This window comes from Streptomyces sp. NPDC040622, assembly GCF_055593965.1.
In genome coordinates, this window is sequence record NZ_JBVIXD010000008.1 from 373,933 (window position 1) to 389,522 (window position 15,590).

Sequence of the window (15,590 nt, forward strand, 5' to 3'; positions counted from 1 at the left end):
CGCGGCACTTCCCAGGAGCACGGAATGCACGGGATTCCTGCCGGCAACCTGGGGGAAACAGTCCGTCCCTACGGTCACCTGCACACCGGTCATGGCTGCAACGGCCGGCGTGCGCGCAGGAGTTCACCGGTCTCGCGCTAACCAGCCGTCTTCCGCCGAGCTTTCAGGGAGGAACGATGGCTGTGTCCACCCGTGCCGTCGCACCCGCGCCGGACCCACATCCCGTCGACGTCCGGCCGCCGCTGCGCCGCCTTGTGCCTCTGAGCCTGCAGCACCTGCTCGTCGCCTACGCGGGCATGGCGACGATGCCATTGCTCGTGGGCACCGCGCTGCACCTGCCCGAGGACCGGATACGCCTGCTCATCGCCGCCAATCTGCTGGTGGGCGGCCTCGCCACGCTGTTGCAGTCGCTCGGTGTGAGGCGGGTCGGGGCACGGCTGCCGATCGTGATGGGCTCGACGTTCACCGCGATCACGCCCGCCGTGCTGATCGGCAGGGAGCATGGTCTCGCCGCCGTGTTCGGGGCGACGATCGTGTCAGGCCTGGTGACCTTGGCCGCCGCGCCGTGGTTCGGACGGTGGCTGCACCTGTTTCCGCCGCTGGTGACCGGCACCGTCATCGCTGTGATCGGCTTCTCGCTGGTGCCGTCGGCGGCCGGGCTCGTCACGGGCGGCCACGGTGCGGGCGGCGGGCGCGGGCTCGCCCTGGCCGGAGTCACCGTGCTGCTCGTGGTCCTGGTGGAGCGCCTCGCGCCGCCCGCGGTGGCCCGGTTCTCGGTGCTCGTCGCCCTGGCCGCGGGGACCGTGCTCGCCCTGCCGCTGGGCCTGTTCGACGGTTCGGGCATGCGGGACGCGCACGCGCTGACGGCCCCGGACCCGACCGCTTTCGGGGCACCCACGTTCGTCGTTCCCGCGATCGCGGCGATGCTCGTCGTGCAGCTCGTGAACATGGTCGAGTCCGTCGGTGACACGCTCGCCGTCGGACAGATCGTCGGGCGCGGCGACGACGGGCCCACCGTCGTGCGGGCGCTGCGCGCGGACGGCGTGGCGACCACGGCTTCGGGCGCCCTCGCCTCCTTCCCCGTCGTGACGTTCGGGCAGTCGGTGGGTCTGGTGGGCGTGACACGGGTGCACAGCCGCCATGTCGCGGCGCTGTCCGGCCTGCTGATGGTGGTGCTCGCGTTCGTGCCGATGTTCGGGGCGGCCGTCGCCGCCGTGCCCGGGCCGGTCCTCGGCGGCGTCTCGCTCGTCATGTTCGCCATGGTCGGCGCGGTCGGTCTGCGCATCCTGGCCCGCGCCGACCTCACCGACTCCCGCAACCTGCTGACCGCCGCGCTCGCCTTCGGGCTCGGGATGATCCCGGTCGGCGCCCCGGACTTCTACGCGCCGCTGCCCTCGTACGCCCGCACGGTCCTGGACAGCGGCATCGCGGTCACCGGCCTCGTCGCCTTCGCCCTCAACCTGCTGTTCCACCACACACCCCGGCTCCGGAAGGACCACGCCCGATGACGACGACCGACATCGACACGATCACCGACGTCACCGTCTTCTGTACGGGCCGCTGGCACGCCGAGACGGACGTCCACCTGGCCGACGGCCGCGTCAGCGCGGTCGTACCTGCCGGTCGGCTCCCCCGCGGTCCGCGGGTTCTGGAGGGGGCCGGCGGCCATCTCGTCCCCGGCTTCGTCAACACGCACACGCACCTCTTCCAGGCGGGCCTGCGCGGCATCGGCGAGGGCCTGCCCCTGCTCGCGTGGCTGAGTGCCGTCGGCGAGGAGGCGGTGCGGCTCACCCCCGAGCGGGCCTACGCGACCGCGGCCGCCGCCGCGGCCGAAGCGCTGCGCAGCGGCACCACCACCCTCGTCGAGCACATGTGGCCGCACCCGTCCCCCGAAGTGCACGACGCGGTACTGCGGGCGCTGCGCGACAGTGGGGTGCGGGCGGTGCTGTGCCGGGGCGTGGCCGACCGCGCGGACCCCGGCCGCAGGTGGGGCTTCGACCCTCGGCTGATGCAGCCTCTGAAGGAGGCGCTCGCGCACACGGACGAGCTGATCGCGGCGGCGCGGGGCGGCAGGGTCGACGTCGGTGTCGCCGTGCCCAATCCGCGGTGTCTGACCCCGCAAGGGATGGCGGCCGTGCGCGGCTACGCGGACGAGCGCGGGCTGCCCGTCTCGCTGCACCTTCTGGAGACGACGACGGACGACATCATGTGCCGTGCCCACGCGGGAGTCGGCGCCGTGGCCTATCTGGAGCAGGCCGGGTTCCTGTGGGAGCGGCTGCTGGCCGTGCACTGTGTGGAGCTCGACGCGGCGGGCCGCGCCACGCTCGCCCGGCACGGGGTCGGCATCTCGTACAACCCGCTCAGCAACATGCGGCTCGGCAGCGGGATCGCTCCGGTGCCGGACATGCTGGCCGCCGGGTTGCGGGTCGGGCTCGGCGTGGACGGCGCGGCCAGCAACGACACCCAGGACATGCTCGAGGCGCTGCGCATCGGCGCGTACCTGCAACGGGCCGCCCACCGCAAGGCCGATCTGTTCGGGTTCCGCGAGATGTTCGCGCTGGCCACCAACGGCGCGAACCGGGTTCTCGGCCTGGAGGAACGCCCGGACGGCGTCCAGGCCGGGATGGCGGCCGACCTCGTGCTGCACCGGTTCGAGCGGGACTACGCCTGCCTTCCCGTAGCCGATCCTGGGGCCACATTGCTGACGTGTGCGAGCAGCCGGACGGTGGCCGCGGTCATGGTCGGCGGCGAGGTTCTGGTACGGGACGGCGAGCATGTCCGGCTGCCGTCACGGGAGTTGGCCACCGGCCTCGGCTTTACCGCCGCGTAACACCGTGATCACCGGTGGAAACACGCGCGGGGCAGGCTGAACGCATCGCGTGCGGGCCCCGGGTCGCCGGGGCCCGCGCCAGCCCACGGCGCCGGACCCGCGAAGGGGTGCCGCCGCGACCGTGCCCACGGACCTGTGAGCGTCCGTGGTGGGGAGCGCAGGGGCGGTGACTGCGTCCCGAGAACCCACGATCGCTTCGAGGAGCGACAGCCGCGATGACTGAAACGACGTACAGCATGGCCGAGTTGGTCAAGGAGACCCGCATGGGCGGGGCCGGTACGGAGACATCCGCCCGGGAGATCCGCAGGATCGACCTCACTGACTTCGACGCCCGCAGGGCCGAGATCACCGAGGAGCTGTGGGCCGCCGCCACCGACATCGGATTCTTCCAGCTCGTGCACCACGGCATCGATCAGGACCTCGTGGACGCGGCGTTCGCCGACGCCGAGCGGTTCTTCGCCCTGCCGCGGGAGACCAAGGCACGGCACGCTCTGAAGAAGGGGCTCAACTCGGGCTGGGAGTCCAGGACGCAGGTCCGTCCGTCGATCGGGACGCCGGATCAGAAGGAGTCGTACCAGGTGACCCGGCCGCACATGGACGGGCTGTGGCCGCACGACGCGCTGCCCGGATTCCGGGAGCGCACGCTCGCGTTCGAAGCACGGTGCCGGGAGCTTGCGCTGCGCGTGCTGTCCTGCTTCGCCGACAAGCTGGGCCTGCCCGACGGGTTCTTCGCGTGCGCCCACGACCCGTCCAGCGATCAGTACCAGTCGACGCTGCGGATGCTGCACTACTTCGCCGTACCCGACGTACCCGGGGGCGCGGAGACCCCCACGGACGTCTGGCGTGCGGGCGCGCACACGGACTTCGACTGTCTGACGCTGCTGTTCCAGCGCGACGGGCAGGGCGGGCTGCAGGTGTGCCCGGGCAAGGAGGCGGACGCGCAGGAGTGGACGCCGGTCGAACCGGCCGACACCGTGATCACCTGCAACGTCGGGGACATGCTGATGCGGTGGAGCGACGACCGCCTCCCCTCGAACTTCCACCGGGTCACGTCACCGGGCCCCGACGACGACCGGTCGGCCCGGTACAGCATCGCGTTCTTCGCGCAGGCCGACCGTGACGTGGTGATCGAGGGGCCCGCGGGCCGCTATCCGCCGATCACGGCCGCGGACTACATCCAGCAACGCATCGCCGCGAACTTCGTTCGCCAGATTGGCCTTGGACGGGCCGATCAGGGGTGACGTGAGGGTGTCCACGAGGGGCGGAGCCGCCGACCGAGCGGGCGGTGGGGCTTGTCAGGGGCCCAGCGGTGTCAGGGGCCCGGCGGTCGGCGGATGACCGGCGATCGTCGTCGTCACCGCAGGGAGCGGATCGCCGGACTCGCGGCGACCAGCGCCGCGCACGCCAGTACGGCGCCGCCACAGACCAGGAACAGCGTCGTCGTACCGTACGGGAGCAGGACGCCGGCGATCACGTAGGAGAACGGGTCGAACGCCACCGTGGCGAGGACGACGAGGCTGAGCACCCGGCCCAGCAGATGCTCGGGCACGCGCTCCTGAAGAGTGGCCACGATGACCACTCCGAGGAACGCGGACCCGAGGCCGACGAGGGAGACGACCGCCGTCGCGGCGACGACATGGGTGACGGCGGCGAGTCCGGCCACCCCCGCGCCGATCGCGGCGACCCCGCCGACCACGGTCCGGCCGCGCCGGGTGGAAGGACGCCACCCGGCCAGCAGTGAACCGGCCAGGGAACCGGCACCGAAGCCGGACAGCACGATCCCCAGGGATCCCGCGCCGCCGAGGCGTTGATCGGCGAGCACCGCGCCGCCCACGATCACGGGGCCCACGACCGCGATGTTGATCAGGGCGACGGCTGCCAGCATCCCTCGCACCAGCGGTTCGCCCCAGGCGTATCTCAAGCCTGCGCCGAGGGCACGAGCACTGCTGAGCCGCTCCCCGTCGACGGCGTCCTGACCGGCGTCGTCCCCGGCACCCCCGCCACGTCGCACCACGCGGGTGAGCGTGCCGAGGGCGACGGCCGCCATCGCGGCCAGCACCGCGATCCCGCCGAGCGTCGCGTCGAAGCCGATCGCGGCGATGACTCCGGCGGCCACCGCGGGGCCGACGAGATCGCCTCCCGACTCCGCGCCCTGCACCAGCGCGTTGACCCGGGCGAGCTTCCCGGTCGGCACGACGGCGGGCAGCACGGCCAGGGCCGCGGGGAAGTAGGCGGCATCGGCGGCGCCGAGCAGCCCGGCGAGCAGCGCGAGCGTCGTCACCGTCGGCGAGGTGAAGGTGACCAGGGCGCCGAGGGCGAGCAGGACGGCGACCCGCGCCCAGGAGGCGACGGCCACGACACGGGCGGGGCCGAGGCGGTCGACCAGCACTCCGGCCGGAAGCAGGAGCGCCGCCCGCGGCAGCGCCGCGGCCACCAGCACGAACCCCGTGGTCCTCCCGGGTTCCGACAGTTCGAGCACGAAGAGCGTGAGCCATATCAGGAACAGCGCGTCGACCACGGCCGCCAGGCCCTGTCCCACGACCAGGCGGCGCAGGTGCGGATCGCCGAGCGGTTCGCGCGGAAGGGAACGCGCGGTCGGCTCCGTCGTCATGACCGGCTCCCCGGGGCGCGGACACCGACCCGGCCGTGTCGCTCACTGATCGTCGACATGCGCATCCGCTCACAGAATCCGGTGGGAGGTGTTGCTCTGCCACAAGGGCCGGGCTGCGCGTCACTAGGCGATGTGCGTGCCTCCGTCGACCGTCAGGGTCGTGCCGGTGATGTAGGACGCCGCGTCGGAGACGAGGAAGACCAGTGCCGCTGCGAGCTCCTCCGGGTCCCCGATGCGCCCTGTGAGCACCCTCGGCAGCACCGCGTCGAGGTAGCCCTCGGCGTAGCCGTCGGTCATCCCGGAGGTGAAGAGGCCCGGCGCGAGGGCGTTCACGCGGATGCCCTTGCCGGGGGTCCACTGTTGGGCGAGGTCACGGGTGAGCCCGAGGATCCCGGCCTTCGACGCCGAGTAGGCGGCCTGCGGCAGACCGCCCGTGACCAGCGCGAGGATGCTCGAGACGTTGACGATGGAGCTGCCGGGCAGCATCACCGCGCCCGCGGCCTGGGCCATCCAGTAGGAGCCGTTGAGATTGATGTCGACGACCTCGCGGAACTGCTCCGGTGTCTCCTCCGTCGCCAGGTGTTCGCTGCTGATCCCGGCGTTGTTGACGAGGATGTCCACCCGCCCGAAGGCCCGTACGGCCGCGTCGACCAGCGCCCGGCAGTCCGCCGGCTCGGCGACGTCGGTCCGCACGGCCACGGCCCGGCGGCCGAGCTTCTCGACGGCCGTGCGCACGGCCTCCAGTCTCTCCGCGCGCCGCGCCCCGAGCACGACGTCGGCGCCCGCCTCGGCCAGCGCGGTGGCGAAGGCCACGCCCAGACCGGAGGAGGCGCCGGTGACCACGGCGACGCGGCCGTCGAGCCGGAAGCGGTCGAGTACGGTCATGGCGGTCACCGGCGTCCTGCGCCGCGGTGCACCGCAGCGCCGACGGTGGTCGACTCCGCGGCCCGGTCGTCGGGGATCCGCGCGCCGAGCCTGTCCTCGACCGCCGCGGTGATCTCCATGAACTCCATCACGGGCTCTCCTTCCGGGACTTCGGGGGCTGGGGCTTCTGGGTCTGGGTGGGTCGCGGACCGACGTCAGACCCCGAGGCGCTGTCGGTAGGTGAGCAGCGTGCGCAGGAAGCCGTCCATCTGCTCCTCGGTGTGGCCCGCGTGCGGGAAGAGGCGCAGGAGTGCCTGGTTGCGCGAGACGGCCGGGTAGGAGAAGACGGGGACGAGGTAGCCGTCCTCGACGAACCACTCCCGCATCTGCAGGGCGGCGGCGTCGTTCCCGATCGGCACCGACAGCATGTAGGACTCGGTCGGCGTCGTCGGCGTGCCGGCGTCGTGCATCTGTCGGCGAAAGCGGGCGGCATGCGCCAGGTAGTCGTCGACGATCTCCGGGTTTCCGGCGAGGGCGTCGATCGTGCGCGTGGCGGCGTGAGCGGTGGGCGGTTGGATGGCGGCCGTGAACATCGAGGTGCCGGAGAGCAGTTCGAAGGCGTCGATGGCCGCGGCGGGGCCGGCGATCGCACCGCCCTCCAGACCGATGGCCTTCGACAGCGACACCATGACGAAGTCGGCCCGCTCCCGGATCGCGGCCGCCTCCCGGGCGTAGGGACGGTTCTCGGGCCCGTACACCATGAAGCCGTTCGCGTCGTCGATCATGCTGATGGCGCCGTGGCGGTCGCACGCGTCGAGGATCTCCACGATCGGGCCCATGGTGCCGTCGGCCGAGTAGATGCTCTCGGCGATCACCACGGTCTTGCGGGTCCTGACCCGCTCCAGGATGCGTGCCAGGTCCAGGACGTCGTTGTGCCGGAACGCGTGGACCTTGCGGCCGTAGCCGAGTCCTTCGAGGCCCTTCCAGATGCTCCAGTGGACGTCACGGTCGACGACGAAGACGGTGTCGTGATTGCTCACTTCGATCCCGGCGTCGAAGTGCGCGGAACTGCTCATGGCGTGGACGAACCCGATGTTCGCCAGGAGCCCCGTGGCGAAGGTGAGGGCCTGCTCCTTGCCGGTGTGCCGGGCGATCGTCTCCTCAAGGACCTGGTGCGGGCGGCAGATCCCCTGGGTCATCCTGGATCCGCTGGTGCTCAGGCCGTGGGCGAGCGCGCCCTCCGCGAAGTGCCGTTGTACCGGGATGTGGCGCTCCAGTTCGAGGAAGCTGATGCTGGCGAAGTTCACCAGCTCGCGGCCGCTGCGGACGATGGTCGGCCCGACGGGACCGTCCACCACCGGCGGGCGGTAGGCCGTGTCGTGGGTGTTCGCCTCGACGAAGGCCTCGAAGGCCCACGGGGCCAGGCGGTCCGCGGACGGTGCGGCGGTGCGGGACGCGGTCATGGTGAGGCTTCTCCTCCACGAGGGGCGCGGGGCGGCAAGGGCTCCACGGCTGCGGCAAGGTGGCCGAGCGAGGCCGTTCCGGCGAGCTCGTCCGACGCGATCCCGGTGAATCCGGACCGGTGGAGCAGCGCCAGCAGGCGAGGGATGGCGACCAGGGTGACTCCGTGGTCGGCGAGGCAGCGGTTCATGTCCACCGCGTCGGGGCTGTCGAGGGAACCGTTCGGCAGGCCATCGGGGCCGACGGCGGCGGCGACCACGGCGGCGGCCAGGGCCCGTTCGGCGTCCGTCGCGGGCACGCGCGACGGGATCCGCAGGATCTCCGTGTCGCCGGTGGCGGTGCGGGACCGGTCGGGCAGGCGGGCGGACGCGGCGCCGGCCGGGGCCAGGACGTAGCGGCCCGGGGCCACGAGCCCCGGTACTTCACTCAGGTGGTCCAGGACGTGGCGGTGCAGGTCGGCGGGGGTGACATCAGGGGCGGTGCGGGTGTACGCGACCAGGTGCCGTCCGTCGGCCTCCCCCGCCGCGTCTCCCGCACCCTCCGCCGCCGCGTCCCCACTGGGCACCACCGTCGCGTCGAGCACGCCGGGATGGCCGCGCAGCACGTCCTCGACCGTGGCCCGGCGCACCCATCCCTGCGGGGCGCGCCACCAGCCGGCGGCGGCCGGTTCCAGGGAGCGGGCCGGAACCGGGCAGTCGGCGCCGTGGGCGAGTTCGCGCAGGAGAGAGCAGAGGCGGACGGGCAGGGCCAGGGCCTGCCGGGCGTCGAGCAGGTGATCGCCGACGGTGACATCGAGGGCGACGGCACCCTCGTCGAGGCCGAGGTCGACGTAGAGCGTGTCGCAGGGCTCGTCGGGCGCGCTGCGGATCCAGGTGGCGGATGCGCCCGGTGGCGGGTCCTGCGCGGGGACCAGGTAGTCACGCGGCCACGAGTAGCAGTTGTACTCGATGGTGGGCACGGTCACGACACCGCGGCGGCGGTCCATGCGCGTCTGGGCGGCGACCAGCTCCGCGGGGCGCCACTGACCGTGCCGGTAGGCCGCCGCGCAGGCGGCGGCGACCGAGGCCACCACCTCGCCGAACACAGCGCCCGGTCGGAGGTCGATCTGTACGGGGACCGTCAGGGCCCGCACGCCGATGCTGCTCCGCAGGGCGGCCCGGGCCCGGTTGGAGACCACCACCGAGGCGAGGAACCGGTGTTCGCCGGTACGGGTGGCGACGTCGTGGGCCAGCGCCGCGAGCACGACGAGCTCCGGGCTGACCCGATGGCGCCGGGCGACGCGGCCGAGGTCGTCGTACGCGCGTACCGAGCGGTGCTGGAGGCGGTGGCGCCCCGCACCGTCGTGGGTCCCGCCGAACGGGGCGAGCACGCCGGTCGGGTTGCTCGCGTACCGCATGAGCCACTCGCGCTCCGCCGCGCGGGCACGCGCCAAGGGCTGGGCGGTGATCGTGTCGAGCGGGTGCACGGCTGTCTGCGCCGGTACGTCGTCGCCGCGCAGTCGGTCGTGCAGTTGGCCGAGCAGTACCGCGAGGCCCCATCCGTCGATCAGCACGTGATGGGCGGCCATCAGGACCGCACGTGGTTTTCCCGCCTCGAGGAGCACCCTGGCGAGCCAGGGCGGGTGCCGCTCGGGATCGATCGGCCGCGCGGCCAGCGCCGCCGTGGCGGCCTCCAGGGTGTGGGCATCGACGGCGGGGACGTCGACGCGGTCGACCGGCAACGGGGCCCAGTCCGCGCGGTGCACGTGCTGGACCGGTCGGAGCGGGCCGACGGTGGAGCGCAGCGCCTCGTGGTGGGCGGTGAGGGCCGCGAGCGCCCTGTGGACGTCGGCGACGGTCGCCGAGGGCGGCACGTGACAGTGGTCGGCGAGCGGCGTCGGGTTCACCCGCCGGGGTGAGGGGATGGTGTGCTCGAACCAGTGCCACTGCTGGACCCAGGTCAGCGGCCCGCTGCGGATGACGGTGCCGGCGTCCGGGGCCGGTTCGGGAAGGCGATGCACGGCCGGGGTCCTCATACCGCTCGGACCACGAGAGCGGCGTTGTGGCCGCCGAAGCCGAACGAGTTGCTCAGAGCGATCCGCAGACGCTCGTGGTGCTGCGCCTGGTGCGGTACGAAGTTGATGCCGGGGTCGATCGGTTCGTCGCAGTTGATCGTCGGCGGGACGTCACCCGTGCGCAGGGCCTGGATCGACGCCACGAGCTCGACCACTCCGGCGGCCCCGATCATGTGCCCGGTCATCGACTTGGTGGAGCTGACCGGGATCCGGGTGACCCGGTCCCCGAGCACCTTGCGCAGGACGGCCGTCTCGGTGGCGTCGTTCAGCAGCGTTCCGGTGCCGTGCGCGTTGACGTAGTCCACGTCCGCCCCCGCGATCCCCGCATCGCGCAGCGCCGCCTCGACGGCGAGGCACGCGCCCCGGCCCTGCGGATGCGGGGCCGTCCAGTGATGGGCGTCGGAGCTCGCTCCGTAACCCGTGAGTTCGGCCAGGGGCGTCGCCCCTCGCCCGGCGGCCACCTCGGCGGCCTCCAACACCACCACGGCGGCTCCCTCACTCATCACGAACCCGTCGCGATGCGCGTCGAAGGGGCGGCACGCGGCGGTCGGGGCGTCGTTGCGCCTGGACAGCGCGCCGGCGTTGCCGCTGCCCGCGAGGTCGACGGTGGTCACGCAGGCATCGGCGCCGCCGACGAGGACGATGTCGGCCTCCCCGTGGCTGATCATGCGCATTCCCGCACCCACCGCGTCGGCGCCGCTGGCGCACGCCGTGCTCTGGGCACGGCTGGGTCCTTGGGTGCCCAGACGCATGCTGATCTCGCCGGCGGCACTGTCCATGGCGGTCGTGACCTGGGTGAATGGGCTGATGGCCCGCGGTCCTTTGTCGCGCAGCGTGTTCGCGGCGCGGTAGATCGACCCCACCGGACCGTAGCCGCTGCCGATGATCACGGCGGTCCGCGGCGCCAGGTGTTCGTCGACGACGAGTCCGGCGTGCTCGCAAGCCTCCATCGCGGCGGCGAGGGCGTACTGCGCGTACGGGTCGGCGCGGCGGCTGACCGTCCGGGGCATGTAGCGGCCGGGGGTGAACGCGCGGACCTGGCCGCCGATCCGTACGCCGAGATCGGTCACGTCGATCGCGTCCACGGTGTCGATGCCGCTGCGCCCGGCCAGCATCGCCGTCCAGGTCGCCTGGACACTGTGGCCCAGCGGCGTCACGGCCCCGTACCCGGTGACCATCACCTGCCGCGGGGCCCGGTCGCGCCTGGCGTCCCCCCTCTCCCGTGTGTCCGTCACTGGGGGACCACCCCGGCGTCGCGGAGGGCCGGCAGGATGTCGTCGGGGGTGACCGGCACCATCAGGACGGCTGTGCCTCCCTGCGCACAGAACCGTCGCGCGGCAAGGATCTCGTCGGTCAGGGCGGCCTTGTCGCTCAGCACGCGGCAGTGGATGTCCGGCCCGTCCACCACGGGCGGCGGCGCGCCGGGTCGGGTGAACGGGTAGCGCTCGGCGTCGAGTCCGAGGCGGGCGCGTTCGGCGTCCAGCCAGCCGTAGCCGCCGTTGCACAGCACCACGTACAGAATGCCTCCGTGCGCCGGAGCGGTGACGGCGATGTCGGCGCGGGCCGCGAGGAACGCTCCGTCCCCGATGAACGCGGTGACCTCGTGGTCCGGGGCGGCCCGTTTGACCCCGATGGCGGCCGCCGCTCCGAAGCCCAAGGGGGTCTGCTCCGACGGCACGACGGACCCGCCGCCGACGCGGAAGGGGAAGCCGTAGGACCACATGTCCTGCAACCCGTCCTCCTGGACCAGCACGCGGCGCTCCCCCGCGGTGGCGTCGAGCGCGGCGAGCAGTTCGGCGATGCGGATGTCCGGCAGCGTCGCCGCACGGGCCAGTTCCGCTTCCGCCGCCTGGGACATGGCCTTGCGGGCGACGGCGATCTCGTCCGCCCATGCTCCGGTCGGCTCCGCGTGCTCGGCCTCGCGGTCTTCCTCCAGCGCCCGCGACCAGCCGAGCACGGCGTGCCGGGCGTCTCCGAGCACGCGCGGGCCGGGGAACTCGGCCGAGAGCCCGCCCGGATCGATGTTGACCTGCACCACCGCGACCGGGGGCCAGGGCGTGCCGCCTTCGACGACGGTCTCTTCGAGTCGCCCGGCGAGCGACACCACCAGGTCGCAGGACGACCACAGTTCACGGGCCGGGGCCGCGGCGTAGAGGCCCGCCACGCCGCAGAAGAGCGGGTGGTACTCGTCGACGGCGCCGCGGCCGGACGCGGTGGTGAAGAGTGCCGCGCCGAGGCGTTCGGCGAAGCGCTCGACCGCACCGTCGTCGTTGCGGTGCCGCATTCCGCCGCCCACCAGCACCACGGGACGCCGGCTCGCGCGGAGCGCCGCCAGGGCCGGTCCGGGCATCACGGGGACGGGGTCGAGGACCAGTGGTTCGGGCAGCGTCGGCCAGGGGCCGCTGGCGAGGATCTCCGCCGTGCGGACGTCATCGGGTATTTCCAGGTACACGGGTCCCGCGGGCGGCCCCACTGCTCGGGTCAGCGCTGTCACCGTCGCGGGGACGACCCGGTCGGGGTGCCCCACCCGGTGCGCCCACCGTACGAGGGGCGCTGTCACGGCGACTTGGTCGAGTTCCTGGAATCCGCCGCTGCCCCGGCGCCGTTCGGGCACGCCGGCGGCGAGCACGAGGACCGGCGCACCGGACTCGCGCGCCTCCAACAGCCCCGTCGCCGCGTGCGTGACAGCCGGTCCTTTGCCCAGTGCGCAGACGGCGAGCCGACCGGACTGCAGCGCGTATCCGGTCGCCATGTACATCGCGTTGCGCTGGTCGCGGCACGGTACGAGGTCAAGGCCTGCCGCGTCGAGGGCGCGCAGCAACTCCAGGTCGTCGCCGGGCAGTCCGAAGCAGGTGTCGACCCCGTTCGCCACCAACAGGCCGACGATCGCGGACCACGCGTCGCCGTATCGTCTGCTCGCCTGGGTCACTTGCACCCCGCCGTGGTCGGGGCGGCTGTGGGGAGGTGCTGTGCCACGGCCTGCGAGACGAGCAGTGGTTCGGCGTGCCGTTCGCCGCCGTAGGCGGCGTAGTTGGCCCTCATCCCGAATCCGCCGAAGGGACGGTTGCCGTCCTCGGCGTCGAGCAATGTGTGGTCGACGCAGGTGTGGTGACGCTTGGACAGGACTTTCACGGTCTCCGGGTCGTTCCCGTAAACCATCGCGCCCAGCGCTCGTTCGCTGAAGTACGGGCTCGATAATCGTTCACGCAGCATCCTCGCGCTGCGATAGGCCACGACGTTGAACACCGGGGCGAACATCTCTTCAAGGGGAATCTTCTCGTCGAAGTCCCACAGCAGCACGGTCGGATCGATCCTGCGGGACGGCAGGTCGATGCGGCCGCCGTGCCGGATGTGACGCGCATGACGGACCAGGTAGTCGGAGCAATTCACCAGCGCCGAGTCGTAGTGGATCGGGCCGTAGTCGACGGCCGGGTCGTCATTCTGTCCGAAACGCAGCGACGCCAGTTCGCCCGACAACAGCTCGACGAATTCCTCCGTGCGGCCCTTCGGCGCGAACACGACGTCGGGGCCGAAACAGTCTTGGCCCGAGTTGTAGAGCCGAATGTTCGTGACGTCCTGCGCGGCGCGCACAAGGTCGGCGTCGGGTGCGATCACGAAGGGGTTGATTCCGTAACCGAAGAAGAGGAAGAGCTGATCCTCTGCCAGCCCTTCACGGATGGTCTCGGCATTTGAATATTTGCCGGTGAAGACGATCAGGTCCGCCTCACGCACCGGTCCCGTCACGAACTTGCGCTGGCTGACTTCGAAAAGCTCGATGGGCAAGCCGTGAACGGGCGCCAACAGGGCGTGCAGGCGCTGTATCTGACTCTTGTTCTCAGAGGATGGCCGAAAGGTGATCCTGTCGCTGTAAAGGGACGCCACGAGCAGGTAGAGCGCGTAGGAATAGAGCGGGATGTTGGACGGGATGAAGACCGCGGCCCGAGGCACACACCCGGGCCGGACGCGACGGATCTCCTCCTCCGCTCCGTCGAGGGTGGCGAGGAACGAGCGGATCTCCGCGTCGGCCGTCCGGTGGGGCGAGATCTCGGTGAGGATCTTCAGCACCGCGTCCTCGTTGTCGGCCACGTACCGGCGCACCGCGCGGAGCGCGTCGAGGCGGTCGGCGAAGGGGATGCGGTAGTCGGTCGCACTGGCGGTCGGGCCGGACGCGGTGGCGTCGGCGGGCGAGTGGTGCGACGCGGACAGCGAGGTCATGGCGATCTTCTCCAGAACGGCCTGGTGGGGCTTTCCCGTGTTCGTGAGCGGCAACGCGGGAAGCACGATGACGTGGTCGGGCTGCTCGTAGCGGGCGAGCACAGGGCGCAGCAGTCGCTTCCAGTACGCAGGTTCGTGGTCGTCCGGGTCCACGATCACGAACACCAGACGACAGCCCAGACGCGCGTCGGGGACGGCGACGACCTGCGCCTGTGCGCCGACCGACGCGGCCCGTTCGGCGAGGTGGTCGGGATAGAGCGTGTGGCCGTCACGGTGTACGGCGTGCTTGCGCCCGATCGGGAAGACCCGTCCCGCGTCGTCGAGCAGGCCGATGTCACCGGTGCGGTGAACGGGACCGGAAACCGGAATGATCTCGCCGTCCTCGCCCAGGTGACCGGTCATCAGACCCTCGCTGCGCACGACGAGTTCGCCGAGCCGGCCGTGGGGAAGCGGCCTGCCGTGGTCGTCGTGGACTTCGAGGACCACACCGGGCAGCGGTGTGCCGCATCCGACCGGATCGGCGGGGGGCGCCAGCGCGATGTTGCCCACCTCGGTCGCTCCGTAGCCGTCGATCAGGTGCCGGCCCGTACGGGCGTGAAACCGGGCCGCCAGGTCGCGCCCCAGCGGTGCGCCGCCCACGCACCAGGCACGTACGGCCTCCAGGGCGTGGGCCAGAGCGGGACGGCGGTCGAACAGGTTGAGCAGGCTGTAGTAGGTCGAAGGGGCCCCGTCGACGATCGAGAGGCCGTGGTCCACGCCCGCCTCGAGCGCCCGGTCCAGGCGTGTGGCCGGTCCGTAGACCACGAGCGTGCCACCGCCCAGCCACCAGGTGAGGACCAGCGACAGGCCGTACTGGTGGGAGTACGGCAGGACGGGCAGGTAGACGTCGTCGGGCCGGTACCCCATGCGTTCCGCGCTGAGTGTGAGGTTGTCCAGAATCGAGCGGCCGGAGCGGACAATGCCTTTGGGGCTGCCCGTCGTCCCCGACGACCAGGAGATCGCGGCGTCCCGACGCCGTGCCCAGTTCGCCATGTCGGGCACGGCCGTCGCGTCCCCAACGGACCGTGGCACCGCGGTGCCACCCGTACCCTCGCCGATTTCGAGCACCACCCGCGCCCGGGTGCGGATCTGCGACAACTGCGTCTTGGCGGCTCGGTGATCCGCCAGGACCACCGAAGCATCGAGGTGAATGAGCGCGAGCAGATCGACGACCCATTCCGGGGAATTGACCCCGCTCACCATCACCCGCGAACCGGGTTCGACGCCGCGTCGTGCAAGAAGTTCGGTGGCACCGAATACGCGGGCCACGATTTCATCCGTATCCCAGATGTTCCCCTCGGGCGAGATTAAGCGCCGAAAAATGGGCAAATCGCGCTCCTCGTAGCCAGGGGGCGTATTCAACTTCCTGGACGTACACGTTCACAAAACCACAGCACCACAGCACCGGCCGCGATAACACCTAGTTCTGTTCAACAAGAAACATCTAAAGCGACTATCCCATGCCGGCAGAACAGTGTCGAGTACCGCAACGGCACTCCGCGACACGTGTGGGGTCA

At 71.8% G+C, this 15,590-nt stretch carries 11 protein-coding genes; 3 read left to right on the plus strand and 8 right to left on the minus strand.

The window, feature by feature from the left end; all coding sequences use genetic code 11:
- Nucleotides 1-176 precede the first annotated feature (176 nt).
- The 3 genes from ACZ592_RS24890 (at nt 177) to ACZ592_RS24900 (ending at nt 4,071) form a co-directional block, all read left to right on the plus strand.
- A complete protein-coding gene (locus tag ACZ592_RS24890) occupies nt 177-1,508 on the plus strand; it encodes a uracil-xanthine permease family protein (RefSeq protein WP_471583825.1) in 1,332 nt (443 codons plus the stop codon).
- Nucleotides 1,505-2,830: an amidohydrolase family protein gene (locus ACZ592_RS24895; protein WP_471583826.1), complete on the plus strand. Its 1,326-nt coding sequence runs from the start codon at nt 1,505-1,507 to the stop codon at nt 2,828-2,830. Before ACZ592_RS24890 ends, ACZ592_RS24895 begins: the two co-directional genes overlap by 4 nt.
- A gap of 215 nt (nt 2,831-3,045) precedes the next feature.
- Nucleotides 3,046-4,071 (plus strand): isopenicillin N synthase family dioxygenase, encoded by a 1,026-nt coding sequence (locus ACZ592_RS24900; protein WP_471583827.1) that lies wholly within the window; start codon nt 3,046-3,048, stop codon nt 4,069-4,071.
- 113 nt (nt 4,072-4,184) lie between these two features.
- Here the strand turns inward: ACZ592_RS24900 and ACZ592_RS24905 are convergent, their stop codons facing one another.
- The 8 genes from ACZ592_RS24905 to ACZ592_RS24940 all read right to left on the minus strand — a co-directional run bounded on the left by ACZ592_RS24905 (nt 4,185) and on the right by ACZ592_RS24940 (nt 15,435).
- A complete protein-coding gene (locus ACZ592_RS24905) occupies nt 4,185-5,441 on the minus strand; it encodes an MFS transporter (protein ID WP_471583828.1) in 1,257 nt (418 codons plus the stop codon).
- 123 nt (nt 5,442-5,564) lie between these two features.
- Entirely contained in the window at nt 5,565-6,326 is a 762-nt protein-coding gene (locus ACZ592_RS24910) for an SDR family NAD(P)-dependent oxidoreductase (RefSeq protein ID WP_471583829.1), read from the minus strand.
- A gap of 5 nt (nt 6,327-6,331) precedes the next feature.
- Entirely contained in the window at nt 6,332-6,454 is a 123-nt protein-coding gene (locus tag ACZ592_RS24915) for an acyl carrier protein (protein ID WP_471583830.1), read from the minus strand.
- 66 nt (nt 6,455-6,520) lie between these two features.
- Complete coding sequence (locus ACZ592_RS24920; RefSeq protein ID WP_471583831.1) at nt 6,521-7,768, minus strand: aminotransferase class I/II-fold pyridoxal phosphate-dependent enzyme; 1,248 nt, start codon at nt 7,766-7,768, stop codon at nt 6,521-6,523.
- On the minus strand, nt 7,765-9,765 hold the full coding sequence (locus ACZ592_RS24925) for a condensation domain-containing protein (protein WP_471583832.1): 2,001 nt from the start codon (nt 9,763-9,765) through the stop codon (nt 7,765-7,767). The genes ACZ592_RS24920 and ACZ592_RS24925 overlap by 4 nt, the downstream gene beginning before the upstream one ends.
- A gap of 11 nt (nt 9,766-9,776) precedes the next feature.
- Nucleotides 9,777-11,054 (minus strand): beta-ketoacyl-ACP synthase II, encoded by a 1,278-nt coding sequence (gene fabF / locus ACZ592_RS24930; RefSeq protein WP_471583833.1) that lies wholly within the window; start codon nt 11,052-11,054, stop codon nt 9,777-9,779.
- Nucleotides 11,051-12,748 carry a thiamine pyrophosphate-binding protein gene (locus ACZ592_RS24935; RefSeq protein WP_471583834.1) on the minus strand — a complete coding sequence of 566 codons (1,698 nt, stop codon included), beginning with the start codon at nt 12,746-12,748 and terminating at the stop codon, nt 11,051-11,053. Before ACZ592_RS24935 ends, fabF begins: the two co-directional genes overlap by 4 nt.
- Nucleotides 12,745-15,435: an aldehyde dehydrogenase family protein gene (locus tag ACZ592_RS24940; RefSeq protein ID WP_471583835.1), complete on the minus strand. Its 2,691-nt coding sequence runs from the start codon at nt 15,433-15,435 to the stop codon at nt 12,745-12,747. The genes ACZ592_RS24935 and ACZ592_RS24940 overlap by 4 nt, the downstream gene beginning before the upstream one ends.
- Nucleotides 15,436-15,590 lie beyond the last annotated feature (155 nt).

Excerpts from the sequence above, each read along its gene's own strand:
- ACZ592_RS24895 (WP_471583826.1), top strand. The coding sequence starts at position 1,505 with ATGACGACGACCGACATCGACACGATCACCGACGTCACCGTCTTCTGT.
- ACZ592_RS24890 (WP_471583825.1), top strand. The coding sequence starts at position 177 with ATGGCTGTGTCCACCCGTGCCGTCGCACCCGCGCCGGACCCACATCCC.
- ACZ592_RS24900 (WP_471583827.1), top strand. The coding sequence starts at position 3,046 with ATGACTGAAACGACGTACAGCATGGCCGAGTTGGTCAAGGAGACCCGC.
- ACZ592_RS24915 (WP_471583830.1), bottom strand. The coding sequence starts at position 6,454 with ATGGAGTTCATGGAGATCACCGCGGCGGTCGAGGACAGGCTCGGCGCG.
- ACZ592_RS24910 (WP_471583829.1), bottom strand. The coding sequence starts at position 6,326 with ATGACCGTACTCGACCGCTTCCGGCTCGACGGCCGCGTCGCCGTGGTC.
- ACZ592_RS24905 (WP_471583828.1), bottom strand. The coding sequence starts at position 5,441 with ATGACGACGGAGCCGACCGCGCGTTCCCTTCCGCGCGAACCGCTCGGC.
- ACZ592_RS24920 (WP_471583831.1), bottom strand. The coding sequence starts at position 7,768 with ATGACCGCGTCCCGCACCGCCGCACCGTCCGCGGACCGCCTGGCCCCG.